The organism is Blastococcus sp. TML/M2B, assembly GCF_016612865.1.
Lineage (GTDB): Bacteria > Actinomycetota > Actinomycetes > Mycobacteriales > Geodermatophilaceae > Blastococcus.
Map to the genome: position 1 here is coordinate 587,646 of NZ_JAENZZ010000002.1, position 23,924 is coordinate 611,569.

20 protein-coding genes and 2 pseudogenes are annotated in these 23,924 nt (G+C 74.3%); 7 read left to right on the forward strand and 15 right to left on the reverse strand.

What is annotated here, in order from left to right:
• Nucleotides 1-103 precede the first annotated feature (103 nt).
• The 5 genes and pseudogenes from JKP75_RS19805 to JKP75_RS11405 form a co-directional block, all read left to right on the forward strand.
• A pseudogene (locus JKP75_RS19805) lies at nt 104-481 on the forward strand (glucose-6-phosphate isomerase); the annotation flags it as partial.
• A gap of 436 nt (nt 482-917) precedes the next feature.
• Nucleotides 918-1,463 carry a hypothetical protein gene (locus JKP75_RS19810; protein ID WP_207147035.1) on the forward strand — a complete coding sequence of 182 codons (546 nt, stop codon included), beginning with the start codon at nt 918-920 and terminating at the stop codon, nt 1,461-1,463.
• Between the two features lie 3 nt (nt 1,464-1,466).
• A complete protein-coding gene (gene zwf, locus JKP75_RS24600) occupies nt 1,467-4,085 on the forward strand; it encodes a glucose-6-phosphate dehydrogenase (RefSeq protein ID WP_242473303.1) in 2,619 nt (872 codons plus the stop codon).
• The gene (gene pgl, locus JKP75_RS11400; protein WP_200491097.1) at nt 4,082-4,894 is read left to right on the forward strand and encodes a 6-phosphogluconolactonase; all 813 of its coding nucleotides are present in this window, start codon (nt 4,082-4,084) and stop codon (nt 4,892-4,894) included. Before zwf ends, pgl begins: the two co-directional genes overlap by 4 nt.
• 110 nt (nt 4,895-5,004) lie before the next feature.
• A complete protein-coding gene (locus JKP75_RS11405) occupies nt 5,005-5,199 on the forward strand; it encodes a hypothetical protein (protein ID WP_200491096.1) in 195 nt (64 codons plus the stop codon).
• 3 nt (nt 5,200-5,202) lie between these two features.
• On the opposite strand, the gene JKP75_RS11410 is transcribed toward JKP75_RS11405, so the two are convergent.
• The 12 genes and pseudogenes from JKP75_RS11410 to JKP75_RS11465 all read right to left on the reverse strand — a co-directional run bounded on the left by JKP75_RS11410 (nt 5,203) and on the right by JKP75_RS11465 (nt 17,693).
• Complete coding sequence (locus JKP75_RS11410) at nt 5,203-5,544, reverse strand: RNA polymerase-binding protein RbpA (protein WP_200491095.1); 342 nt, start codon at nt 5,542-5,544, stop codon at nt 5,203-5,205.
• Nucleotides 5,545-5,663: 119 nt separating this feature from the next.
• Entirely contained in the window at nt 5,664-5,897 is a 234-nt protein-coding gene (secG, locus tag JKP75_RS11415) for a preprotein translocase subunit SecG (protein ID WP_097195411.1), read from the reverse strand.
• Between the two features lie 90 nt (nt 5,898-5,987).
• Nucleotides 5,988-7,775 carry an ABC transporter substrate-binding protein gene (locus JKP75_RS11420; protein WP_200491094.1) on the reverse strand — a complete coding sequence of 596 codons (1,788 nt, stop codon included), beginning with the start codon at nt 7,773-7,775 and terminating at the stop codon, nt 5,988-5,990.
• 50 nt (nt 7,776-7,825) lie between these two features.
• On the reverse strand, nt 7,826-8,656 hold the full coding sequence (gene tpiA / locus JKP75_RS11425) for a triose-phosphate isomerase (protein WP_200491093.1): 831 nt from the start codon (nt 8,654-8,656) through the stop codon (nt 7,826-7,828).
• 14 nt (nt 8,657-8,670) lie between these two features.
• Complete coding sequence (locus JKP75_RS11430) at nt 8,671-9,864, reverse strand: phosphoglycerate kinase (RefSeq protein WP_200491092.1); 1,194 nt, start codon at nt 9,862-9,864, stop codon at nt 8,671-8,673.
• Nucleotides 9,864-10,868, reverse strand: coding sequence for a type I glyceraldehyde-3-phosphate dehydrogenase (gene gap, locus JKP75_RS11435; RefSeq protein WP_200491091.1), 1,005 nt, complete (start codon nt 10,866-10,868; stop codon nt 9,864-9,866). The genes JKP75_RS11430 and gap overlap by 1 nt, the downstream gene beginning before the upstream one ends.
• 213 nt (nt 10,869-11,081) lie before the next feature.
• Nucleotides 11,082-12,062 carry a DNA-binding protein WhiA gene (gene whiA / locus JKP75_RS11440; RefSeq protein WP_040340095.1) on the reverse strand — a complete coding sequence of 327 codons (981 nt, stop codon included), beginning with the start codon at nt 12,060-12,062 and terminating at the stop codon, nt 11,082-11,084.
• A 273-nt stretch (nt 12,063-12,335) separates the two neighbouring features.
• Nucleotides 12,336-13,173 (reverse strand): annotated as a pseudogene (yvcK, locus tag JKP75_RS24605) (uridine diphosphate-N-acetylglucosamine-binding protein YvcK).
• Nucleotides 13,173-14,078 carry an RNase adapter RapZ gene (gene rapZ, locus JKP75_RS11450; protein WP_309229770.1) on the reverse strand — a complete coding sequence of 302 codons (906 nt, stop codon included), beginning with the start codon at nt 14,076-14,078 and terminating at the stop codon, nt 13,173-13,175. Before rapZ ends, yvcK begins: the two are co-directional and overlap by 1 nt.
• Complete coding sequence (gene uvrC, locus JKP75_RS11455) at nt 14,075-16,117, reverse strand: excinuclease ABC subunit UvrC (RefSeq protein WP_200493085.1); 2,043 nt, start codon at nt 16,115-16,117, stop codon at nt 14,075-14,077. The genes rapZ and uvrC overlap by 4 nt, the downstream gene beginning before the upstream one ends.
• A gap of 140 nt (nt 16,118-16,257) precedes the next feature.
• On the reverse strand, nt 16,258-16,614 hold the full coding sequence (locus tag JKP75_RS11460; protein WP_309229771.1) for a hypothetical protein: 357 nt from the start codon (nt 16,612-16,614) through the stop codon (nt 16,258-16,260).
• A 113-nt stretch (nt 16,615-16,727) separates the two neighbouring features.
• Nucleotides 16,728-17,693 carry an SDR family NAD(P)-dependent oxidoreductase gene (locus JKP75_RS11465; protein ID WP_200493086.1) on the reverse strand — a complete coding sequence of 322 codons (966 nt, stop codon included), beginning with the start codon at nt 17,691-17,693 and terminating at the stop codon, nt 16,728-16,730.
• Here JKP75_RS11465 and JKP75_RS11470 point away from each other — a divergent pair.
• Nucleotides 17,607-18,179, forward strand: a complete 573-nt coding sequence (locus tag JKP75_RS11470) for a hypothetical protein (RefSeq protein ID WP_200491088.1) — start codon at nt 17,607-17,609, stop codon at nt 18,177-18,179. The genes JKP75_RS11465 and JKP75_RS11470 overlap by 87 nt on opposite strands.
• Nucleotides 18,180-18,217: 38 nt before the next feature.
• On the opposite strand, the gene uvrA is transcribed toward JKP75_RS11470, so the two are convergent.
• The gene (gene uvrA / locus JKP75_RS11475; protein ID WP_200491087.1) at nt 18,218-21,109 is read right to left on the reverse strand and encodes an excinuclease ABC subunit UvrA; all 2,892 of its coding nucleotides are present in this window, start codon (nt 21,107-21,109) and stop codon (nt 18,218-18,220) included.
• 151 nt (nt 21,110-21,260) lie between these two features.
• Entirely contained in the window at nt 21,261-22,754 is a 1,494-nt protein-coding gene (locus tag JKP75_RS11480; protein ID WP_200491086.1) for an amidase, read from the reverse strand.
• 49 nt (nt 22,755-22,803) lie between these two features.
• Between JKP75_RS11480 and JKP75_RS11485 the strand changes: the two genes are divergently transcribed.
• Nucleotides 22,804-23,466 carry an MBL fold metallo-hydrolase gene (locus JKP75_RS11485; RefSeq protein ID WP_200491085.1) on the forward strand — a complete coding sequence of 221 codons (663 nt, stop codon included), beginning with the start codon at nt 22,804-22,806 and terminating at the stop codon, nt 23,464-23,466.
• Between the two features lie 25 nt (nt 23,467-23,491).
• On the opposite strand, the gene JKP75_RS11490 is transcribed toward JKP75_RS11485, so the two are convergent.
• Complete coding sequence (locus tag JKP75_RS11490; protein ID WP_200491084.1) at nt 23,492-23,896, reverse strand: plastocyanin/azurin family copper-binding protein; 405 nt, start codon at nt 23,894-23,896, stop codon at nt 23,492-23,494.
• Nucleotides 23,897-23,924: the final 28 nt, after the last annotated feature.

The following is a 23,924-nucleotide window of genomic DNA, read 5'->3' on the forward strand; positions in this document are numbered from 1 at the left end:
CTGGCTGGACCTGCCCAGCTCCTCGCGCTCGCTGGTCGCGCAGCTCGCCGAGCTGCGCGCGCAGCTGCAGGACGAGGGCCTGGACCGGATCGTGCTGTGCGGCATGGGCGGCTCCTCGCTCGCGCCCGAGGTCATCTGCCGGACCGCGGGCGTGCCCCTGGTCGTGCTGGACACCACCGACCCGGGCCAGGTCGCGGCGGCGATGACCGACCTCGACCGCACCGTCGTCGTGGTCAGCTCGAAGTCCGGCGGCACCGTCGAGACCGACAGCCAGCGGCGCGCCTTCCAGGCGGCGTTCGCCGAGGCGGGCCTCGACGAGAAGGAGACCGGCCGACGCTTCGTCGTCGTCACCGACCCGGGCTCGCCGCTGTCGGAGACCGCCGCCGACATGGGTGCCCGCGCCGTCTTCCTCGCCGACCCGACCGTCGGCGGCCGGTACAGCGCGCTGTCGGCCTTCGGGCTGGTGCCCTCGGCGCTGGCCGGCGCGGACGTCGGCGCCCTGCTCGACGAGGCCGAGGAGCTGGCCGAGCACCTCGCGGAGCCGGGCAACCCGGCCTTCGAGCTCGGCGCCGTCCTGGGCGCCGCCGCCGTGCAGGGCCGCGACAAGCTGGCGCTGGCCGACGCCCCGGCCGGCTCGGGCACCGCGATCGAGGGCTTCGGCGACTGGGCCGAGCAGCTCATCGCCGAGTCCACCGGCAAGGAGGGCCGCGGCATCCTGCCCGTCGTCCTCGAGTCCCCCACCGCCCCCGGGGCCGTCGCCGCGGACACCGTGCTCGCCGTCGTCGGCGCCGGGAGCCCGGACGCCGAGCCCTCGCTCGGCGTCACCGGCCCGCTGGGCGCGCAGTTCCTCGGCTGGGAGTACGCCACCGCCGTCGCCGGCCGGGTGCTGAGGCATCAACCCGTTCGACCAGCCGAACGTGACCGAGTCCAAGGAGAACACCAACGCGATCCTCGACTCGGGGCTGCCGGACGAGCCCCCGCTGGCGACGATCGGCGCGATCGAGCTGCGCGGCAGCGGCGGCGTGCTCGACGGCGTCGACCTGAGCTCGCACGACGGCGTGGCGCTGGGCCTCGACGCGCTGCTGGCCGCGGTCCCCGAGCACGGCTACCTGGCGGTCATGGCCTACCTGGACCGGCTGGCCGACGCCAGCGCCGGGAACCTGCGCTCGGCGCTGGCCGCCCGGTCCGGTCGCGCGGTCACCTTCGGCTGGGGCCCCCGGTTCCTGCACTCCACCGGCCAGTACCACAAGGGCGGTCCGCAGCAGGGCGCGTACCTGCAGATCACCGCGGAGATCGGGACCGACCTCCCGGTGCCCGACCGGCCGTTCACCTTCGGCGGCCTCCAGGCCGCGCAGGCCGCCGGGGACCGCAAGGCCCTCGCCGACCGCGGGCGCCCGCTGCTGCACCTGCACCTGACCGACCGGGCGGCGGGCATCGGACAGCTGCTCGCGGCGCTGGCCTGAGCGATGATCCCCAACCCGCTGCGCGACCCCCGGGACCGGCGGCTGCCGCGGGTCCCCGAACCCTGCGCCCTCGTGGTCTTCGGCATCACCGGCGACCTCGCCCGCAAGAAGCTGCTGCCGGCGGTCTACGACCTCGCCAACCGGGGGCTGCTGCCGACCAACTTCGCGCTGCTCGGGTTCGCCCGCCGCGACTGGGGAGACACCGAGTTCGCCGACCTTGCCCGCGAGTCGGCCCGCACGCACGCCCGCACCCCGTGGCGGGAGGAGGTGTGGGAGCGGCTGGCCGGCAGCGTCCGGTTCGTGCAGGGCTCGTTCGACGACGACGACGCCTTCGACCAGCTGGCCGGCGCGCTATCGGAGCTGGAGGGCAGCCACGGCATCGGTGGCAACGCCGCGTTCTACCTTTCCATCCCGCCGGCGATGTTCCCGACCGTGCTCAAGCAGATGCAGCGCACCGGGATGGCCGACAGCACCCCCGACCGCTGGCGCCGCGTCGTCGTCGAGAAGCCGTTCGGCACCGACCTGCCCTCGAGCCGGAAGCTCAACGAGCTGGTCGACTCGGTGTTCAGCGCCGACGACGTCTTCCGCATCGACCACTACCTGGGCAAGGAGACCGTCCAGAACCTGATGGCGCTGCGGTTCGCCAACACCCTGTTCGAGCCGGTCTGGAACGGCCACCACGTCGACTCGGTGCAGATCACCATGGCCGAGGACGTCGGCATCGGCGGCCGCGCGGGCTTCTACGAGGAGACCGGCGCCGCCCGGGACGTGCTGCAGAACCACCTGCTCCAGCTGCTGGCGCTCACCGCCATGGAGGAGCCGGTCGAGTTCTCCGCCGAGCAGATCCGCATCGAGAAGCTCAAGGTGCTGCGGGCCATCTCGCTCCCGGACGACCTGCAGACCTTCGCCGTCCGCGGGCAGTACGAGCAGGGCTGGCTCGCCGGCGAGCGGGCCAACGGCTACCGCCAGGAGGAGGGCGTCGACCCCGCGTCGACCACCGAGACCTATGCGGCCGTCCGGCTCGGCGTCGAGACCCGGCGGTGGGCCGGGGTGCCGTTCTACCTGCGCACCGGCAAGCGGCTGCCCCGCCGGGTCACCGAGATCGCGCTGGTGTTCAAGCGTGCGCCGCACCTGCCCTTCGCCGACACCGACACCGAGGAGCTGGGCAACAACCAGCTGGTCGTGCGGGTGCAACCGGACGAGGGGGTCACCCTCAAGTTCGGGTCGAAGGTGCCGGGCAGCGTCATGGAGGTCCGCGACGTCTCGATGGACTTCCTCTACGGCGAGCAGTTCACCGAGACCTCCCCCGAGGCCTACGAGCGGCTGCTCCTCGACGTGCTGCTGGGCGACGCCACGCTCTTCCCCCGCAACGCCGAGGTGGAGGCCTCCTGGGCGGTGATCGACCCGCTCGAGGAGTTCTGGGCCGGGCCACCGAGCCGGCGCCCTACCGCGCCGGCGAGTGGGGGCCACGCGCGGCCGACGAGATGCTCGCCGCCGAGAACCGCCAGTGGCGGCGACCGTGACCCGCCTCCAGAGCAGAAATGGCCATTTCTGTCCGTCCGCGGCACCGCGAGCAGAGGAGCGACCGTGACGACGCTGTGGGACACCACCGGCTCGGCGGTGGTCAAGGAGCTGGCGGCCCAGCGGCGGACCGGGGGCGCCGTCCTCTCCGGGGTGGCGCTCACCCTCGTCGTCGTCGCGGACGAGGCCCGCGTCGCCGAGGCCGAGGAGGCCGCCACCTACGCCGCGGAGATGCACCCCTGCCGGGTGCTCATCGTGGTCCGCCGGCAGATCGAGGCGCCCGTGCCGCGGCTGGACGCCGAGGTGCAGATCGGCGGGCGGCTCGGGCCCGGTGAGGCGGTCGTGCTGCGCATGTACGGCCGGCTGGCCCTGCACTCGGAGTCCGTCGTCCTCCCGCTGCTGGCCGCCGACGCCCCCGTCGTCGCGTGGTGGCACGGGCCGCCGCCGGACCAGCTGGCCACCGACGCGCTGGCGGTCTTCGCCGACCGCCGGATCACCGACAGCTCGCTGGCCGCCGACCCGCGCGCCGCGCTGCGCACCCGCGGCGAGGACTACGTCCCGGGCGACACCGACCTCACCTGGACCCGCAGCACCGCCTGGCGGGCGATCCTCGCCTCCACCGTCGATTCGGTGGCCGGCCGCCGCGGCGACGCCGTCCGCATCACCGGCGGCCGGGTCGAGGGCGATCCGCACAACGCCACCGCGCAGCTGCTCGCCGGGTGGATCTCCTCCCGGTGCGGCTGCGCCATCGAGGTCGTCGAGGGCAACCGGGACGCCGGCCCCAGCGGCGTCGAGTCGGTCGTGCTGCGGCTGGACCAGGACGAGGAGGTGCGGGTGACCGCCGACCACCGCGGCGGCGCGGTCATCTCCCAGCCCAACCGGCCCGACGGGACGGTCGCACTGCCCGCACGCGCCCTGGGCGACCTGCTCAGCGAGGAGCTGCGCCGGCTCGACCCCGACGAGCCCTACAGCGACGCACTCGAGACCGCGTGCGGGCTCAGCGGGCTCACCGAGCGGTCCCCCGAGCGCGAGCACGTCTGGTTCGACCCCTCCGAGGACGACGACCGGGACGGTGCCGCGGCGCAGGGGAGCAGGTCGTGAGCCTCTCCCCCGGCGACGAGGCCGCCGCGCGGCTGCCCGGCACCCGGCGCCCCGTGCCGGACGTCGTCATCGAGCCCGACGCCGACCGGCTGGCGCGCAGCGTCGCCGAGGCGCTGGTCGCCCGGCTCGCCGCCGCCCAGGTGCTGCGCGGCACCGCATCGGTGGTGCTGACCGGCGGGTCGATCGGCATCGCCGTCCTCGAGCACGTGGCCGGCCTGGCTGCCGAGCCGGTGCGCGAGACCGTGGACTGGGGGCAGGTCGACGTGTGGTGGGGCGACGAGCGCTTCGTCCCCGCCGACGACGACGAGCGCAACGAGAAGGCCGCCCGGCGCGCGCTGCTCGACGCCGTCGGGGTGGACCCGGCGCGGGTGCACGCGATGCCGCCGTCGGACGGGCAGTTCGCCGAGCCCGAGGACGCCGCCGCCTGGTACGCCGGGGAGCTGGCCGCCGCGGCCGGCGATGACGGAGCCGTCCCCCGCTTCGACGTGCTGCTGCTGGGCATGGGCCCCGAGGGCCACGTCGCCTCGATCTTCCCCGACTCCCCCGCGGTCGACGACGAGCGCCCGGTGTTCGCCGTCCGCGACTGCCCCAAGCCGCCGCCGACCCGGGTCAGCCTCGGCTTCGGCGCGATCGGTGCCGCCGACGAGGTGTGGGTCGTCGTCGCCGGTGAGGGCAAGGCCGAGGCCGTCGCCCGCGCGCTGTCCGGCGCGGAGCCGAGGGACCTGCCGGCGGCGGGTGTGCACGGCACCCGGGCCACGCGGTGGCTGCTCGACGCCGCCGCCGCGAGCGGGCTGCCCGCGCGCTCCTGACGCTGCAGCGGGTGTCGTAGCGCTGCAGCGGGTGACGGCGGGCCGGGGCCCGTGCGGCACCGCGCCCGGGGACCCTGTCGCGCCGGGCAGCGGCGGCTCATCCTGCGGCCATGAGCGTTCTCGAACGCCGGACCACCGCCCCGGTGCTGCCGGCTCCGCGCGCTGCGTCCCCCGACGACGCCGTGCCGCAGGGTGACGCCTTCACCTCCGGACCCGGGCGGCCGTTCCGCGCCCGCCCGCGGCACCACTACTGGGACGTGGCGACCGCGAGCTGGCGCACCCGGGACGGGCAGATCAGCGCATGAGGCTCAGGCGCCGCGGCGGGCGCGGAGGCGGCTGAGCGCCTCCTCGAGGAGCGCGTCCCCGTCGGCGTCGCTGCGGCGCTCGCGCACGTAGGCCAGGTGGGTCTTGTACGGCTCGGTGCGCGGAGCCGGCGGCGGGTTGCCCTGGTCCTGACCCGCGGGGAGACCGCAGCGCGGGCAGTCCCACAGCTCGGGGACGTCGGCGTCGCTGGCGAAGGCGATCCGGGTCTCGTGCCCGTTCGCGCACCAGTACGGCCGCCGGAGACGAGGGGCGGCCTCGCCGCGCTCCGCCTCACCCATCGGCCCTGCACCGACCCTGCTGCCGCGGATCGCGTTGCCACCAGCCACGAGCGCCCCCTGATCTCCGACCCGACATGTGGCAGATCACCACAGCGGCCGAAGTCTAGAGCCTGGCGCGCCCATTCCTGATCACGTTTCGCGCGCGATCTGCGGGGAGGTGGGGGTCGTCAGCCGACCTTGACGAGCAGGCCCAGCCCGACGATGCAGACGGTCCAGATCAGCGCGGTGAAGATGGTCAGCCGGTTGAGGTTCTTCTCCACGACCGAGGAGCCGGAGAGCGACGCGGACGCGGCACCGCCGAACATCGAGGACAGGCCGCCACCCTTGCCGCGGTGCAGCAGGATCAGCACCACGAGCAGCGTGCTGGTGAGGACCAGCAGCACGTTCAGGACGACCTCCATCAAGACCTCTCCAGGCTCGTGACCGGCGCGGGGCACCGGTTCTCGTCCCCGAGCCTAACCGACGCCCGCCGCTGTCCCGGCACGCCGCGGTCAGCGGACGCCGGCCGTCGCCAGGTCGTAGCCGGTGTAGGGCCGCATCACCACGCCGTTGCGCAGCCGCTGCCCGGCGAGCAGCTGCACCCGGGCCTCCGCCAGCGGCACGTAGGCGGCGGTCCCCTCGGCCGCGGCGGCCACCGCGAGCCACTCCTCCCGGGCTCCCGCGCCGGCGGCGAAGGCCCTGTCGATCAGCTCGTTGATCCCCTGGTCGGCCAGCCGGGCGTAGTTGGTGTTGCCGACCTGCCGGATGCTGCGGCCGTCCACCAGCGGCACCAGCAGCGACGCCGGGGTCGGGAAGTCCGGCGTCGAGGTGGCCAGCACCAGCCCGTAGCCGCTGGCGGCCACGCTGTCGGGGTTGCCCACGTCGGTGGCGTAGAAGCCGGCCGCGTCCAGCGGGCGGACCTCCACCTCGATGCCGACGGCGCCGAGCTGCTCGGCGACCGCTTCGGCAACCTGCACGCTGGCGCGGGCGTCGGGTACGGCGAGCACCGTGGCGAAGCCGTCGGGCACCCCGCACTCCTCGAGGTGGCGGCGCGCGGCGTCCAGGTCGGGTGCGGGGTCGGGGTCCTCCGGCCCGCCGCCCAGCGCCCGCGTCCACAGCCGGGAGGTGCGCACGGTCTGCCCTCCGACTGACAGCGCCTCCTGCACCGCCCGCCGGTCGATCGCCGCCGCCACCGCCGCCCGGCAGGCGCTGCTCCCGAACGGGGCCACGTCGGTGGGGATGGCGAGCAGCCGCAGCGCGCCGCTGGTGACGTCGTCCACCCGGGTGCGCAGCTCCTCGCCGCCGTCCCCCTCCAGCCGGGCGGTGGTGGGCGCCTGCACGCCGGACCCGGCGATGTCGACGTCGGCGGAACCGGCCAGGAGCGCCTGGTCGCGCTCCACCCCGGACAGCCCGGTGCGGACGACCACCCGGTCGGGCAGGGCGGTGCGGACGGCGTCGGTGGCGGGGTCCCACTCGGGGTTGCGGTCGAGCTGGATGCCGGTGGCGACGTCGACGGAGGTGATCGCGTAGGGCCCCGAGGAGACCGGGTCGATGCCGTAGTCCCCGCCCGTGTCGGCCTCCGCGGGCACCGGGCTGCTCGAGGGCAGCGCCAGCACGTAGGGCAGCTGGGCCGAGGCGGCGCGCAGCCGGAAGACGATCGTCCGCTCGTCCGGCGTCTCCACCGAGGCCAGGCCCAGCCGGTCGGGCGCCTCGTCCTGGTACGGGCCGGCGTAGGGGTTGGCGCGGTCGTCCAGCAGGTCGACGACGTAGGTGGGGCCGCCGACGATGACCTCGGCGGCGAAGGACCGCTCGATGCCGTACTTCACGTCGTGCGCGGTGATCGCCCGGCCGTTCTCGAACCTGACGCCCTCGCGGAGGGTGAACGTCCAGCTCAACCCGTCCTCGGACGGCGTGCCCAGGTCCGTGGCCAGGTCGGGCACGAGCTCGTCGGTTCGGCCGGGCTCGGAGGAGTAGGTGACCAGCGTGCGGGTGTAGAGCCGCATCAGGTTCCAGACGCCCGGCTTGTAGGAGCGCTGCGGGTCGAGGCTGTCGACCTCGCCGGCCACCACGCGCAGGGTGCCGCCGGTCGTCTCCGACGGTGCGCGCACGCCGTCGATCCCGCCGTCTGCCGAGGCCTCCACGACGGGGACGTCGGTGCGGCCGCCGGCACCGCCGAGGCAGCTGACGGCCAGCACCAGCACGACGACGACGAGGGCGGTGACCGCGAGGACCAGCCGCCCCTGCCGCCCCTGCGCCCAGGACGGCAGGCGCCGGCTGAGCCGTTCGAGCGTCTCGTTCACGACGTGCTGTTCCGCCCCCGGGTCGTGCGCCGGCGGCGGCCAGCAACGACTCAGCTGGCCTCGGCGGCGCTCCTGCAGATCTGTGCGAACTCGTCGGCGTCCAGGCTCGCCCCGCCGACGAGGGCACCGTCGACGTCCGGCCCGGCCAGGATGCCGGCCGTGTTGGCGGCCTTCACCGACCCGCCGTAGAGGATACGGACGGCAGCGGCCGTCTCCTGTCCGAACCGCTCGGCGAGCCGCGCCCGGAGTGCGCCGCACACCTCCTGCGCGTCCTCGGGGGTGGCGACCTCGCCGGTGCCGATGGCCCACACCGGCTCGTAGGCGACGACGACGCCGCCCCCGGCGCCGGGCTCCCCGGCGACCTGCTCGGCGGTCAGCCCGTCGAGCGCGGCGTCGAGCTGGGCGGTGCAGTGCGCGACGTGCTGGCCGGCCTTGCGGACCTCCAGCCCCTCCCCCACGCACAGGATCGGCACCAGCCCGTGGCGCAGGGCGGCGCGGACCTTCGCGGCCACGACCTCGTCGGTCTCGGCGTGGTACGCCCGCCGCTCGGAGTGGCCGACGACGGCGTAGGTGCACGCGAGCGCGTTGAGCATCGCGCCGCTGACCTCGCCGGTGTAGGCGCCGGAGTCCTGCGCCGACACGTCCTGCGCGCCGTAGCCGATGGCCAGCTTGTCGCCGGCCACCAGCGTCTGGACGCTGCGCAGCGCGGTGAACGGCGGGACGACGACCACCTCGGCCGCCTCGAGCTCGGCCAGCTTCAGCGAGAAGGCGACCTTCTGCACCAGGCCGATGGCCTCCAGGTGCGTCAGGTGCATCTTCCAGTTGCCGGCGATGAGCGGCCGGCGGCCGGTGCGGGCCGGGGGCTGCTGGGTGCGTGCCATGCGTGGATCCCCGCTCAGTCGGTGAGCACCGCGAGGCCGGGCAGCTCCCGGCCCTCGAGGTACTCCAGCGACGCGCCGCCGCCGGTGCTGATGTGGCCGTAGGCGGCCTCGTCCAGGCCGAGCTGCCGCACCGCGGCGGCGGAGTCGCCACCGCCGACCACGGACAGGCCGTCCACGGCGGCGACGGCCTGCGCCACGCCGCGGGTGCCCGCCTGGAAGGGGGCCAGCTCGAACACGCCCATGGGGCCGTTCCAGAAGACGGTGCGCGCGGCGCCGAGCTCGGTGCCGAACACCTCGACGGTCCGCGGGCCGACGTCCAGGCCCATGAGCCCGTCGGGGATCTGGTCGACCGGGACGACGCCGGTCTCCGCGTCGGCGCTGAACGCCGTGGCGGTGACGACGTCGACCGGCAGCACGATCCGGTCGCCGGCCGCGGCGAGCAGCCGGCGGCAGGTCTCGACCTGGTCGGCCTCGAGCAGCGAGCTGCCCACCCCGTGGCCCTGCGCGGCGAGGAAGGTGAAGCACATCCCGCCGCCGACCAGCAGTCGGTCCACCTTGGGCAGCAGCGCCTCGATGACCGCCAGCTTGTCGCTGACCTTCGAGCCACCGAGGACGACCACGTAGGGCCGCTCGGGGTCGGTGGTCAGGCGGGTGAGCACCTCGAGCTCGCGGGCGACCAGCCGGCCGGCCGCGTGCGGCAGCCGCTGGGCGACGTCGAACACCGAGGCGTGCTTGCGGTGCACGGCACCGAACGCGTCGTCGACGTAGACGTCGGCCAGCGCGGCGAACCGGTCGGCCAGCTCGCCCCGCTCGGCGTCGTCCTTGGACGTCTCGGCGGCCTCGAAGCGGACGTTCTCCAGCAGCAGCACCTCGCCGTCGGCCAGCGCACCGGCCTTGGCGCGGGCGTCGTCGCCGGCGACGTCGGCGGCCAGCGGCACCGTCGTCCCCAGCAGCTCGCCCAGCCGCGCCGCGACGGGCGCGAGGGAGAACTGCGGGTCCGGGGTGCCCTTGGGCCGGCCGAGGTGCGCGGCCACGACCACCCGGGCGCCGGCGTCACGCAGCGCCTGCAGCGTGGGCAGGCTCGCGCGGATGCGGCCGTCGTCGGTGATCTCGCAGGTCTGCTTGTCCAGCGGGACGTTCAGGTCGGCGCGCAGGAGCACGCGCCGACCGGAGACGCCCTCGGCGATGAGGTCGTCGACGGAACGCATCAGAGCTTCGAGCCCACCAGCGCGGTGAGGTCGACGAGGCGGTTGGAGTAGCCCCACTCGTTGTCGTACCAGCCCAGCACCTTGGCCATCGGGCCGAAGACCTTGGTGAGCTTGGCGTCGTAGATGCACGACGACGGGTCGGTGACGATGTCCGAGGAGACGATCTCGTCGCGGGTGTAGGTCAGGTACTTGCCGAGCGGGCCGGCCGCGGCCTCGCGGTAGGCGGCGTCGATGTCGTCGGCGGTCGCCTCGTTCTTCAGCTGCACCGTGAGGTCGGTGGCCGAGCCGGTCGGGACCGGGACGCGGATGGCGTAGCCGTCCAGCTTGCCCTTGAGCTCGGGCAGGACCAGGCCGATGGCCTTCGCGGCACCGGTGGAGGTCGGCACCATGTTGAGCGCGGCACCGCGCGCGCGGCGCAGGTCCTTGTGCGGGCCGTCCTGCAGGTTCTGGTCGGCGGTGTAGGCGTGGATCGTGGTCATCAGACCGCGCTCGATGCCGAACGCGTCGTTGAGGACCTTGGCCAGCGGGGCCAGGCAGTTCGTGGTGCAGGACGCGTTGCTGATGACGGTCTGCGAGCCGTCGTAGAGCTCGTCGTTGACACCCATGACGATCGTGATGTCGTCGTCGGTGGCCGGCGCGGAGATGATGACCTTCTTGGCGCCACCCGCGTCGACGTGCTTGCGCGCGTCGGCGGCCTTGGTGAAGAAGCCGGTGGACTCGACGACGACGTCGACACCCAGGTCGGCCCAGGGCAGGTTGGCCGGGTCGCGCTCGGAGAGCACCTTCATCTGCTTGCCGCCGATGGTGATGCCCTCGGCGGAGGCCTCGACGTCCCGGCCGAGGCGGCCCAGGATGCTGTCGTACTTGAGCAGGTGGGCGAGCGCCTCGTTGCTGGTGAGGTCGTTCACCGCCACGATCTCGATGTCCTGGCCGCTGGCCGCGGCGGCCCGCCAGAAGTTGCGGCCGATCCGGCCGAATCCGTTGATGCCTACCCGGACCGTCACTGCAGACCTCCACGTCGAGTTATCGCGTTGCCGCGCCACCGGGTCGCGCGCGCCGCGCGACCTCGCTCCGCCAAACCCTAGCGGCCCCGGATCCGGGCGTCTCACGGTCGCTCGCCAAACCACCCGGAACGGCGAGATCGCCGATCTCGCACGGTTCCGGGCGGGGAAGCGTGCGAGATCGGCGATCTGGTCGGAGCGCGGGAGCGGGTGCCGCTACTGGGTGAGCATGTCGTCGGTGACGACGGACTCGGTGTCCGGGATGCCGAGGTCCTTGGCGCGCTTGTCGGCCATCGCCAGCAGCCGGCGGATGCGCCCGGCGACGGCGTCCTTGGTCATCGGCGGATCGGCCCGCTGGCCGAGCTCCTCCAGCGACGCCTGGCCGAACTCCAGCCGCAGCCGGCCGGCGACGAGCAGGTGCTCGGGGGCGTCCCCGGCGAGGATCTCCATGGCGCGCTCCACGCGGGCGCTGGCCGCGACGGCCGCCCGCGCCGACCGGCGCAGGTTCGCGTCGTCGAAGTTGGCCAGCCGGTTGGCGGTGGCCCGGACCTCGCGGCGCATCCGCCGCTCCTCCCAGGCCATGACGGCGTCGTGGGCGCCCATGCGGGTGAGCAGCGCGCTGATCGCGTCACCGTCCCGGACGACGACCCGGTCGGCGCCGCGGACCTCGCGCGCCTTAGCGGCGATGCCGAGCCGGCGCGCCGCCCCGACCAGCGCCATGGCGGCCTCCGGGCCGGGGCAGGTCACCTCGAGCGAGGAGGACCGGCCGGGCTCGGTGAGCGAGCCGTGGGCGAGGAACGCGCCCCGCCAGGCCGCCTCGGCGTCGTTGATGCTGCCCGAGACCACCGCCGGCGGCAGACCCCGGACGGGCCGGCCGCGCTGGTCGACCAGGCCGGTCTGCCGGGCCAGGCCCTCGCCGTGCTTGGCGATGCGGACGAGGTAGCGCACGCCCCGGCGGATGTTGCCGCCGGCGAGCACGCTCACCCCGCTCGTGTAGCCGTAGACCTCGCTGATGTCCCGCCGGAGCCGCCGGGCCACCGAGCCGGTGTCCAGCTCGGCCTCGATGACCACCCGGCCGCCGACGATGTGCAGGCCGCCCGAGAAGCGCAGCAGCGCGGTGACCTCCGCCTTGCGCTCGGAGGTCTTCGTGCACTCCACCCTCGAGAGCTCGTCCTTCACCATGGCCGTCATCGCCACGTCGTCCACCCCCACGTAGCGACGGGTTCGTCCGTCGCCGTCCCCCGGGTTGTCGCCATGAGCGGCGTCCCCTCTTCCCCCTCGTACCGACCAGGTCCCGTGCGTGGCATACCCGGCCGGAAGCCTCTACCCGTTCAGCGGATCCCGACCACCGACGCCAGAGCGGCGGACAGGCGCCCCGGATCATGCCGGGGTGCACCGTCGAGTTCCGCTACCGGCGCCAGCAGGAGCTCGGCACCGCACGAACGCACCGCAGACAGGAGACCACGGCGGTCAACCACCGAGTCCGCATCGGCGATCACGCTGTGCAACGGCACCCCGCCGAGATGACGCCTGCAGCACGGACACATGCTCCTCCGGCGAGAAACCGTCGGTCTCACCGGGCTGCGGTTCCAGGTTCAGCACCACCACCACCTTCGCGGCCGTCGCGGTCAGCGCCGCGCGGAGCTGCGGGACCAGCAGGTGCGGCAGCACGGAGGTGTACCAGGAACCCGGCCCCAGCGAGACCACGTCGGCGCCGGCGATCGCGTCGAGCACCGCGGGGTGCACCGGCGGGTCGTCCGGGGAGACCCGGATCTGCCGCACCCGGCCCGGGGTGGTGGCGATCGCCACCTGCCCGCGGATGGTGCGCGACCGCGTGCGGTCCTCGAGGTCGATCCGCTCGACCTGCGCGACGAGGTCCAGCGGCACGTCGGCCATGGGCAGCACCCGCCCGCGGGCGTCCAGCAGACCGGCCAGCTCGTCGAGGGCGCGCACGGTGTCCCCGCCGTGCAGCTCGACCAGGCCGGTCAGCAGCAGGTTGCCCACCGAGTGCCCGGCCAGGCCCCCGTGTGCCGCCGAGCCGGTGCTGCAGCAGCGCGGCCAGGCCCTGCTCGCGCTCCCCCGGCCCCGTCAGCGCGGCCAGCGCCATGCGCAGGTCTCCGGGCGGGAGGACCGGCAGCTCCCGGCGGATCCGGCCGGACGAACCACCGTCGTCGGCGACGGTCACGACGGCCGTCACGTCGGTGGTCAGGTGCCGCCACGCGCTCAGAGCGGCGGCCAGCCCGTGGCCGCCGCCGAACGCCACCGCCCGGAGCGGCCGGCCGCCGCCCGGCGGGTGCTCGTCGACCACTACTCGCGGCCCAGGTCGCGGTGGCGGGCGACCGCGGCGATGCCGTCGGCGGTGAGCCGGCGGGCGAACTCCTCGGCGATCGCGACGCTGCGGTGCTTGCCCCCGGTGCAGCCGACCGCCAGCGTCAGGTAGCGCTTGCCCTCCCGGCGGTAGCCGGGCACCAGCAGCCGCAGCACCTCGGTGTAGCGGTCGAGGAACTCCGCGGCGTCCTCCTGGCCGAGCACGTAGTCCCGGACGCCGGGATCCTTCCCGGTGAAGGGCCGCAGCTCGGGGATCCAGTGCGGGTTGGGCAGGAACCGCGCGTCGACCACGAGGTCGGCGTCCAGCGGCACGCCGTACTTGAAGCCGAAGCTCATCACCGTCGCGGTGAGCGGCGGCGTCTGCCCCTCGCGGGCGAACGCGTTCTCGATGGTGGCGCGCAGCTGGTGCACGTTGAGGTCGCTGGTGTCCACCCACAGGTCGGCCTCACCGGCGATGCCGGTGAGCAGGTTCCGCTCGGCGGTGATGCCGTCGACGAGCCTGCCGCCGCCCTGCAGCGGGTGCTCGCGCCGGTTCGACTCGTAGCGCCGGACGAGCACCTCGTCGCGGGCGTGCACGTAGAGCACCCGGGGCCGGTGGCCGGCCTCGGAGAGCAGCCGGATGGCCTCCTGCAGGTCGCTGGTGAACGCGCGGCTGCGCACGTCGACGACGGCGGCGAAGCGCCGCACGTCGCCGCGGGCACCGAGCTCGACCATCGGCAGCAGGAGCGCCGGCGGCAGGTTGTCGACGACGTACCACCCGAGGTCCTCGAGCACCCGGCCCGCGCTGTTCTTGCCGGCCCCGGACAGCCCGGTGACGACGACGACCTCCAGCGGCTGCGTCTCGGTGCTCGCCCCGTCCAGGCCCGGCCCGCTCCCCTCGTTCACGACGCCACCCGGCCGACCTCGGCGGTGCGGCCGGACCCGGTCCGGGGCGCGCCCCGTTCCGCCGGGCCCGCGGGCGCCGTCGTCGTCTCGACGGCGGGGTCGGCGTCGGTGGCCGCACCCGCGGGGTCGGCCGGCTCGGCGATCGCCGCCTGCACCGCCTCCGCCGTCCGCCGGCCGATGCCCGGCACCGCCATGAGCTCCTCCACCGTCGCGGCGCGCAGCCGCTTCAGCGATCCGAATTCCTTCATCAGCGCCTTTCGCCGGGTCTCGCCGAGACCGGGGACGTCGTCGAGCAGGGAGACCAGCATGGTCGTGGACCGCTTCTGCCGGTGGTAGGTGATCGCGAACCGGTGCGCCTCGTCCCGCACCCGCTGCAGCAGGTACAGCGCCTCGGAGGTGCGCGGCAGGATCACCGGGTCGCTGTCGCCCGGGAGCCACACCTCCTCCATCCGCTTGGCCAGCCCGCAGACCGCGACGTCGACGACGCCGAGCTCCTCGAGCGACCGGGCCGCCGCCGCGACCTGCGGAGCGCCGCCATCGACGACGAGGAGGTTGGGCGGGTAGGCGAACCGGCGCGGGCGCCCCTCCTCCGCCGCGACGCCCTGCTCGTCGCGGCGGTCCTGCTCGTCCTTGACGTGCCGGGCGAAACGGCGGCGCACGACCTCGGCCATCGCCGCCGTGTCGTCGGTTCCGTTCGTGACGGAGAACCGGCGGTAGTCGGACTTCTTGGCCAGGCCGTCCTCGAAGACCACCATGCTGGCCACGACGTTGGTGCCCTGGACGTGGCTGACGTCCATGCACTCGATCCGCAGCGGTGCGTCCGGCAGCTCGAGCGCCTCCTGCAGCTCGCTCAGCGCCAGGGAGCGCGCGGTGAGGTCGCTGGAGCGCTTCACCCGGTGCCGGGCGAAGGACTCCTTGGCGTTGCGCTCGACGGTCTCCATGAGCGCGCGCTTGTCGCCGCGCTGCGGCACCCGCAGGGAGACCTTGCTGCCGCGCAGCTCCTCGAGCAGCTCGACGTAGACCTCGGCGTCGTCCGGGAGCTCGGGCACCAGCACCTCGCGGGGCACGGCCTCGCCCGCCTCGCCGACGCCGGTCTGCTCGTCCACGCCGCCGTAGACCTGCAGCAGGAACTGCTCCACCAGCTGCCCGGTCGTGACCTCCTCGACCTTGTCGACGATCCAGCCGCGCTGCCCGCGCACGCGCCCCCCGCGGACGTGGAAGACCTGCACGGCCGCCTCGAGCTCGTCCTGGGCGAAGGCGACGACGTCGGCGTCGGTCCCGTCCCCGAGCACGACGGCCTGCTTCTCCATGGCCCGGCGCAGCGCACCGAGGTCGTCACGCAACCGGGCGGCCTTCTCGAACTCGAGGTTCTCCGACGCCGCGGCCATCTCGCGCTCGAGCCGCTTCATCATCTGCTCGGTCCGGCCGGCCATGAAGTCGCAGAAGTCGTCGACGATCTCCCGGTGCTCCTCGGCGCTGACCCGCCCGACGCAGGGCGCGGCGCACTTGCCGATGTAGCCGAGCAGGCAGGGGCGGCCGATCTGTCCGGCGCGCTTGAACACCCCGTTGGAGCAGGTGCGCGCCGGGAAGACGCGGGTCAGGGTGTCGAGCGTCTCGCGGATGGCCCAGGCGTGGGCGTAGGGCCCGAAGTACCGGACGCCCTTCTTCTTGGGCCCGCGCATGACCTGCAGCCGGGGGAACTCCTCGTTGAGCGTCACCGCCAGCGACGGGTAGCTCTTGTCGTCGCGGTAGCGGACGTTGAAGCGGGGGTCGAACTCCTTGATCCAGTTGTACTCGAGCTGGAGGGCCTCGACCTCGGTGCCGACGACGGTCCACTCGACCGCCGACGCCGTCGTCACCATCTGCCGGGTGCGCGGGTGCAGGCCGGCGACGTCGGCGAAGTAGCTGTTGAGCCGCTGCCGCAGGCTCTTGGCCTTGCCGACGTAGATGACCCGGCCGGCCGGGTCGCGGAACTTGTAGACCCCGGGGCTCTCGGGGATCGAGCCGACCGCCGGGCGGTACGTCGAGGGGTCGGCCATGCGTCCAGGTTAGGTCGGAGGGGTGACAGGCCGCCGGGGCCGGGGCCTGGCTGTCCCAGGAGTCACACCGGGTCCGGGCAGCCGGGAACCGGGACCCGCTGGGCGGGCCCCGGGACGGCGGTCGGGAGTCGGTCCGGCGGTCAGCCCACCGGCTGCGAGCGGCGGACGGCGACGCCGCGCGGCACCCGCGCCACGGCGGCCTTCAGGTGCGGAGCGGCCGAGCGGGCGAGGCGGCGGACGAGCGACACCGCCGCGAGCAGCGCGATCGGGACGGCGGCGTAGTCGAACGCGTCGGAGACGGCCCGCGTGGCCACGACCGCCAGCGAGACGCCGAGGATCGTGAGCAGCACGGCGACGGACAGGACGCTGGCCCCCGGACCGCTCTTGCCCTGCCACGGTTCACCGCAGTGGGTCATGTCGGGGTCGCAGTCGGGCGTGAGCGCGCTCATCGCGGCCTCCTCGTGGGCCGCCTGACGGCCCTCGGTGACTTCAGTCACACCGAGGGTACTCCGTGAGTGACCACGATCACAAGTGCGCGGCGCCGCGCCGCCGGGGCGCCGCCTTGACGCCCCGGTTCTGCACCGTCGAACCAGGCCGTCGGACCAGGCCGTCAGACCACCAGACCCAGCCCGCCGTCGACGAGCAGCGTCTGGCCGGTGGCGTAGCGGGTCCCGATGAGCCCCATGCAGGCGTCGGCGATGTCGTCCGGCGTCGCGACCCGCTTCAGCGGCGCCGTCGCGGCGACGCCCGCCTTCTGCTGGTCCCAGGTCTTGGTCCACGGCGTCGCCACCAGCCCCGGCGCGACCGCGTTGACCCGGACCCCGCCGCCGGCGTGCTTGGCCAGGATCGTCGTCAGGTGGTCGACGGCGGCCTTGGAGACGGCGTAGGGCAGCGAGCTGCCGGTCTGGCGGATGCCGGCGATCGAGGTGACGTTGAGGATCCAGCCGTCCTCGGCGGCGCGCAGCAGCGGGAGCGCGGCCTGCGAGACGAGGAAGGTGCCGACGACGTTGACGCCGAGCACGCGGTTCCAGTGGTCGGCCGTGACGCCGTCGATGTCGGCGAGCGGGACCTCCGCGGTGACCGCGGCGTTGTTGACCAGCCCGTCCAGCCGGCCCCAGCGGTCCTGCGCGGCGGCGACCAGCGCCTGCGCGGTCGCGGGATCGGAGATGTCGCCCTGCACGTAGCAGGCGTCGCCCAGCTCCCCGGCCAGCCGCTCCCCCGCCTCGACGGAGGATGCCGAGTTGACGACGATGCGGGCGCCCGCCGCCGCCAGCCTGGGCGGGCGACCGCCTCGCCGATGCCGCTGCTCGAGCCGGTGACGATGACGACGTTGTCCGTGAGGTCCATGCGCGCAGTCTGTCGTGCCGGCCGCCGCGGGTGGAACGGGCCCGGGGCGCGTCGACGTCCGCGGGCCGGCCTGTGGACGACGCCGACCCGGGCCCGGGCGCGCGCGGCATGCTCGCCTCCTCGACGACGACGGAGGCGTGGCGTGCGGCAGACGGTGACCGATCCCTGGGGCAGCGAGTGGTGGGTGCGGGCGCGGTTCGTGCGCGGGGCCGGCCTGGCGCCACCGCATCCCGGCCCGGACGCGAACCGACTGCGCCGGCGGCTGGAGGAGGCACTGGGGCGGCACCCCGCTCCGCTGGTGGCGTCCGCGCCCACCGATGTGCGGCTCCCGGCGGCACCCATCAGCGACCCGGTGGACGCGGAGCTGGCGGCACTGCGCGGCGAGTGGCACCGGACCGGTTCCGCGATCTGGGCGTTGCACGAGGCGCGGAGGTCGCGCCCGCGCCCCGGGGCACTGGCCCAGCTGCGCGCGTGGAGGTCGGGACGGTGGGAGATCGAGCTGGTCGCCCGCGGCCGGTTCCGGCGCTGGGCCCGCTGGCAGGGGCCCGGAGAGCAAGCGTCCCGAGAGCACGGGTCCGGCGAGCAGCCGTCCGCCGAGGTGCTCGCCGCGGTGGCGGCGGCCGTGGCCGCCGGCCGGGTCCCGGACCCGGCCGGCGTGGCCCTCGTCGAGGTGGTGGACCACCGGCCCCCGGTGCGGGCGCACCCGGTTCCCTGACCTCGCCGGGCGGGTCGGGAGCCGGGTGGGCCGGGCGCTCAGCTGGCCTTCTTGCGGGTCCTCTTCTTGGGTGCGGCGGCCGCGGCCACGGCGTCCTCGTCGAGGATCTTCGCCAGGTACCGGCCGGTGTGGCTCTCCGGCACGGTGGCGACGAACTCCGGCGGCCCCTCGGCGACGACCGTGCCGCCGCGGAACCCGCCCTCGGGCCCCATGTCGATGAGCCAGTCGGCGCTCTTGATGACGTCGAGGTTGTGCTCGATGACGATGACCGAGTTGCCCTTGTCGACCAGGCCCTGCAGGACCAGCAGCAGCTTGCGGATGTCCTCGAAGTGCAGGCCGGTGGTCGGCTCGTCGAGGACGTAGATGCTGCGGCCGTTGGACCGCTTCTGCAGCTCGCTGGCCAGCTTGACCCGCTGGGCCTCGCCGCCGGAGAGCGTCGTGGCGGGCTGCCCGAGCCGGACGTAGCCGAGGCCGACCTCGGTGAGCGTGCGCAGGTAGCGCGCGATCGACGGAATGGCCGCGAAGAAGTCCGCCGCCTCCTCGATCGGCATGTCGAGCACCTCGGCGACCGTCTTGCCCTTGTAGTGCACCTCGAGGGTCTCCCGGTTGAACCGGGCTCCCTTACACACCTCGCAGGGGACGTAGACGTCCGGCAGGAAGTTCATCTCGATCTTCAGCGTGCCGTCGCCGGAGCACGCCTCGCAGCGCCCGCCCTTGACGTTGAAGGAGAAGCGGCCCGGCAGGTAGCCGCGCATCTTCGCCTCGGTGGTCTGCGCGAACAGCTTGCGCACCTGGTCCCAGACCCCGGTGTAGGTGGCCGGGTTGGAGCGCGGCGTGCGGCCGATCGGCGACTGGTCGACGTGCACGACCTTGTCCAGCTGGTCGAGGCCGGTGATCGTGCGGTGCCGGCCGGCGACCATGCGCGCGCGGTTCAGGACGTTGGCCATCGTCGTGTAGAGGATGTCGTTGACCAGCGTGGACTTGCCCGACCCGGAGACGCCGGTGACGGCCACCAGGACACCCAGCGGGAACGTCACGTCGATGCCGCGCAGGTTGTTCTCGCGGGCTCCCTTGACGACGAGCTCGCGGCCCGGCGTGAGCTCGCGGCGCTGAGCCGGGATCTCGATGGCCTTGCGGCCGGAGAGGTACTGGCCGGTGAGCGACCGCTCGCTGGCCAGCAGCTCGTCGACGGTGCCGCTGACGACGACCTCGCCACCGTGCTCGCCGGCGCCCGGGCCGATGTCGACCACCCAGTCGGCGACCTTGATGGTGTCCTCGTCGTGCTCGACGACGATGAGCGTGTTGCCCATGTCGCGCAGCCGGACCAGCGTCTCGATCAGCCGGGTGTTGTCGCGCTGGTGCAGCCCGATCGAGGGCTCGTCCAGCACGTACAGCACGCCGACCAGGCCGGAGCCGATCTGGGTGGCCAGCCGGATCCGCTGCGCCTCACCACCGGCCAGCGTCGCGGCCGGGCGGTCGAGGGAGAGGTAGTCCAGGCCGACGTCGACCAGGAAGGACAGCCGCGCCTGGATCTCGCGGAGGACGCGGTCGGCGATAGCCTTCTCGCGCTCCCCCAGCTCGAGGGCGTTCAGCCACTGCGAGGCCTCGCCGATGGAGAGGTTGGTGACCTCGGCGATGGAGCGGCCGTTGAGCTTGACCGCGAGGATCTCCGGCTTGAGCCGGGTGCCGTGGCAGACGGGGCACGGGACGTCGCGCATGTAGCCCTCGTACTTGTCCCGCATGTAGTCGCTGTCGGTGTCGTCGTGCCGGCGCTCGAGGAAGGGCAGCACGCCCTCGAAGGCGGCGTAGTAGCTGCGCTCGCGGCCGTACCGGTTCTTGTAGCGGACGTGCACCTGGTCCGGCGAGCCGTGCAGGATCGCCTTCTGCACCTTGGCCGGCAGCCGCTCCCACGGCTCGTCCATGGAGAAGCCGATCTGCTGGCCCAGGCCGGTGAGCAGCCGGGTGAAGTACTCGTTGCTCATCGAGCTCGACCACGGCGCGATCGCGCCCTGCGCCAGGCTCTTCTCCGGGTCCGGGACGACGAGCTCCGGGTCGACCTCCTTGCGGGTGCCGATGCCGGTGCACTCGGTGCAGGCGCCGAACGGGGAGTTGAAGGAGAACGAGCGCGGCTCGAGCGCCTCGAAGGACAGCCCGTCGTCGACGCAGGCGAGGTGCTCGGAGAAGGTGCGCTCGCGGTGCGGGTCGTCGTCCGGCAGGTCGACGAACTCGAGGACGACGAGGCCGCCGGCCAGGCCGAGGGCGGTCTCCACCGAGTCGGTCAGCCGGCGCTTGGCGCTCTCCTTGACGGTGAGCCGGTCGACGATGACCTCGATCGAGTGCTTCTCCTGCTTCTTGAGCTTCGGCGGCTCGGTCAGCGAGTGCACCGTGCCGTCGACGCGGACGCGGGAGAAGCCCTGCGTCTGCAGCGAGCTGAACAGGTCGACGTACTCGCCCTTGCGCGCGCGGACGACCGGCGCGAGCACCTGGAAGCGGGTGCCCTCCTCCATGGCCAGCACCTGGTCGACGATCTGCTGCGGCGTCTGCCGGGAGATCGGCTTGCCGCAGTTGGGGCAGTGCGGCTGACCGGCGCGCGCGTAGAGGAGGCGGAGGTAGTCGTAGACCTCGGTGATCGTGCCGACGGTCGACCGCGGGTTGCGGTTGGTCGACTTCTGGTCGATCGACACCGCCGGCGACAGGCCCTCGATGAAGTCGACGTCGGGCTTGTCCATCTGGCCGAGGAACTGGCGGGCGTAGGCCGACAGCGACTCGACGTAGCGGCGCTGCCCCTCGGCGAAGATCGTGTCGAAGGCGAGGCTCGACTTGCCGGAGCCGGAGAGGCCCGTGAACACGATGAGCGCGTCACGGGGGAGGTCGAGGTGGACGTCCTTGAGGTTGTGCTCTCGGGCGCCGCGGACGACGAGCCGGTCCATGTGATCCCTGTCGGTCGCTGGTTGGGTGTCGCGGGTGCTGGTGCTGCGGGGCGGGCCGGGGACGCCGCCGTCGATCTGCCGGGTGCAACGCCCGCGCCGGCCGTGGTCGTCCGCCTCCGCGGTGTGACCTGCGCCCGCGGGGCGGGCAGGTTCAGGTCGCGGTGGACGGCCGGTCGGTGGGGTCGAAGACGGGCGCGTAGCGGCGCCACGGGAGCCGGCGCTCCAGCTCTCCGGCCAGCCAGAGTAGTCGTCCCTCGGCGCCCGGGGGGCCGACGAACTGGACCGCCACCGGGGGCCCGGACGGCCGCGTCCCGCCCGGCAGCACCGCCGCCGGGAGGCCGGCCAGGTTCCACGCCGCCGTCCACGGCGCCCAGCGGGCGTTGGCTGTGACGTTGGCCAGGAACCCGCGCTCGTGCCAGGGGCGGGCGGCCAGCGGCGGGCCGGTGGTCACCGGGGTGAGCAGCAGGTCGACGTCGGAGAAGAACCCGACCATCCGCTCGCGGAACCGCTCCTGGGTGCGCGGCCGGACCAGCCCGAGCCGGCGCACGAGCCGGCCGAGCCGGGCGTGGGTGCGGCTGCGCGGCTGGAGCTCGCGCCGGTCGATGCCCAGGAACTCGGCGTCGTCCTCGGCGCCGGCGAACCAGCGGACCAGCGCTCCGGCGGCCGCGCCGGGGGTGATCGGCGGATCGCGGCGGACGACGGTGTGGCCGGCGGCCTCCAGCTCGGCGACGACGGCGTCGACCGCGGCCCGGGTGGCGGCGTCGGCACCGACGCCCGGGACCGGGGACCGCGTGCTCACCGCGATGCGCAGCGGCCGGTCGGGCGCCGGGGGTTGCTCGGGCGTCTCCCCCGCCAGGACGGCGTGGGCCAGCGCGAGGTCGCCGACGGTGGTGGCCAGCGCGCCGTTGACCGCCATGCCCGACCAGTCGTCCGCGCCGATGCCGCCGGGGACGACGCCCCGGCCCGGCTTGAGGGTGACCAGGCCGCAGGCGGCGGCGGGCAGCCGGAGCGAGCCCATGCCGTCGTTGCCGTGCGCGATCGGCACCGAGCCCGAGGCGACCGCGGCGGCGCTGCCACCGGAGCTGCCGGCCGACGAGAGCGCGGTGTCCCAGGGGTTGCGGCTGACCGTGCCGGGCCCGTCGGTGGCGGCGTAGAGGCAGAGCTCGGGCGCACGGGTGATGCCGACGACGACGGCGCCGGCCTTGCGCAGCCGGGTGACGACGGGGTGGTCCTTGCGCTCCGGCTCGCCGGCGCGGGCGGGGGACCCGTCGGTGCAGACCTCCCCCGCGACCGCCACGTTGTCCTTGATCGCGACGGGGACGCCGGCCAGCGGCAGCGCGAACCGGGTGAGGCTGGCGTCGACCGCGGCCGCCTCGGCGAGGGCCGCGTCGCGCCGGACGACGCGGAAGGCGCCGACGCGGGCGTCGACCGCCTCGATGTGGTCGAGGTGGGCGCGCACCACGTCGACGGCGGTGATCTCGCCGGTGCGCACGCGGGCGGCGATCTCCGCGGCGGTCAGCCCGACCAGGCCCGGGTCGCTCGGCGTCCCCTCCGGGTCGGCGGCCCACGGCACCGGCCGGCCGGTGCTCCCGTCCCCCGCGCGCAGCTCGATCGGGGGCAGGCCGAGACCTCCGCTAGCGTCCATGCCAGGACCGTAACGGCGCACGCCGACACTTTTCGAACGGAGGCCGGAGATGAGCTCCTACACCGGGAACGTCGAGGTCGGCGGAGCGCCCGACGTCCGGGAGCTGCCCGGGCTGACGATCAGCAAGCTGGCGGTCAGCGAGATGGCGAACAACGCCTACCTGCTGCGCTGCACCGCCACCGGGGAGGCGCTGCTGATCGACGCCGCGGCCGAACCCGAGGCGCTGCTGGGCCTGGTCGGCGACGCGGTGCTGCGCACCGTCGTCACCACCCACGGGCACTGGGACCACCACCGGGCGCTGCCCGAGGTCGTGGCGGCCACCGGCGCGGCCACGGTCGCGCACGCCGCCGACGCGGCCGACCTGCCGGTGCGCGTCGACCGCACCGTCGAGCACGGCGAGACGGTCTCCGTCGGCGAGCAGCCGCTGGAGGTCGTCCACCTGCGGGGGCACACGCCGGGCAGCATCGCGCTGGTCTGGCGCGGCCCCGGGGACGCGGGCACCCACGTCTTCACCGGCGACAGCCTCTTCCCCGGCGGCGTGGGCAACACCCAGCAGGACGCCGGCCGGTTCGCCAGCCTCATCGACGACGTCGAGCAGCGGCTGTTCGACGCGCTGCCCGACGGCACCTGGGTCTACCCGGGGCACGGGAACGACACGACGATCGGCGCCGAGCGCCCCTCGCTGCCGGAGTGGCGCGCCCGCGGCTGGTGACCGGGCGACCCGGTGACCGGCGGGGTCAGCTGACGGTGAACCGGCCGTTCATGCTCGGGTGGGGGTCGCACAGGTAGCGGTACTCGCCCGCGTCGAAGGTGATGACCCAGGTGGTCTCGCCCGTCCCGGTGACCCGCGTCTTCTCGTCCACGTCGCCGCCGTCGAGCCCGCTGAGGTGGAAGTCGTGGACCTCGCTGTAGTCCTCCACCACGACGTTGTACTGCCCGGCGGGCAGCTCGGTGACCGGTTCACCGTCGTCGTCCACCAGGGCGATCTCGAAGGCGTCCGGGGACTCCTCGGTGCCGACCGACCCGTGCAGGGTCGGCGCCCCGGGCACCGCCTCGTCCCCGCCGCCGTCGTCCCCCGAGCCGCTGCTGCACGCGGCGGTCAGGAGGAGCACCGCGAGGGCGGTTGCGCGCGCACCCTGCATGACCGCTCCCGAGTGCTCGGCCGACGGG

Excerpts from the sequence above, each read along its gene's own strand:
- zwf (WP_242473303.1), top strand. The coding sequence starts at position 1,467 with ATGATCCCCAACCCGCTGCGCGACCCCCGGGACCGGCGGCTGCCGCGG.
- JKP75_RS11405 (WP_200491096.1), top strand. The coding sequence starts at position 5,005 with ATGAGCGTTCTCGAACGCCGGACCACCGCCCCGGTGCTGCCGGCTCCG.
- secG (WP_097195411.1), bottom strand. The coding sequence starts at position 5,897 with ATGGAGGTCGTCCTGAACGTGCTGCTGGTCCTCACCAGCACGCTGCTC.
- tpiA (WP_200491093.1), bottom strand. The coding sequence starts at position 8,656 with ATGGCACGCACCCAGCAGCCCCCGGCCCGCACCGGCCGCCGGCCGCTC.
- JKP75_RS11430 (WP_200491092.1), bottom strand. The coding sequence starts at position 9,864 with ATGCGTTCCGTCGACGACCTCATCGCCGAGGGCGTCTCCGGTCGGCGC.
- uvrC (WP_200493085.1), bottom strand. The coding sequence starts at position 16,117 with ATGGCCGACCCCTCGACGTACCGCCCGGCGGTCGGCTCGATCCCCGAG.
- JKP75_RS11465 (WP_200493086.1), bottom strand. The coding sequence starts at position 17,693 with ATGCGGTGGCGCCAGGCCGGCCCCGCGCACGAACCGCGCCCGCACCCA.
- uvrA (WP_200491087.1), bottom strand. The coding sequence starts at position 21,109 with ATGGACCGGCTCGTCGTCCGCGGCGCCCGAGAGCACAACCTCAAGGAC.
- JKP75_RS11480 (WP_200491086.1), bottom strand. The coding sequence starts at position 22,754 with ATGGACGCTAGCGGAGGTCTCGGCCTGCCCCCGATCGAGCTGCGCGCG.
- JKP75_RS11485 (WP_200491085.1), top strand. The coding sequence starts at position 22,804 with ATGAGCTCCTACACCGGGAACGTCGAGGTCGGCGGAGCGCCCGACGTC.
- JKP75_RS11490 (WP_200491084.1), bottom strand. The coding sequence starts at position 23,896 with ATGCAGGGTGCGCGCGCAACCGCCCTCGCGGTGCTCCTCCTGACCGCC.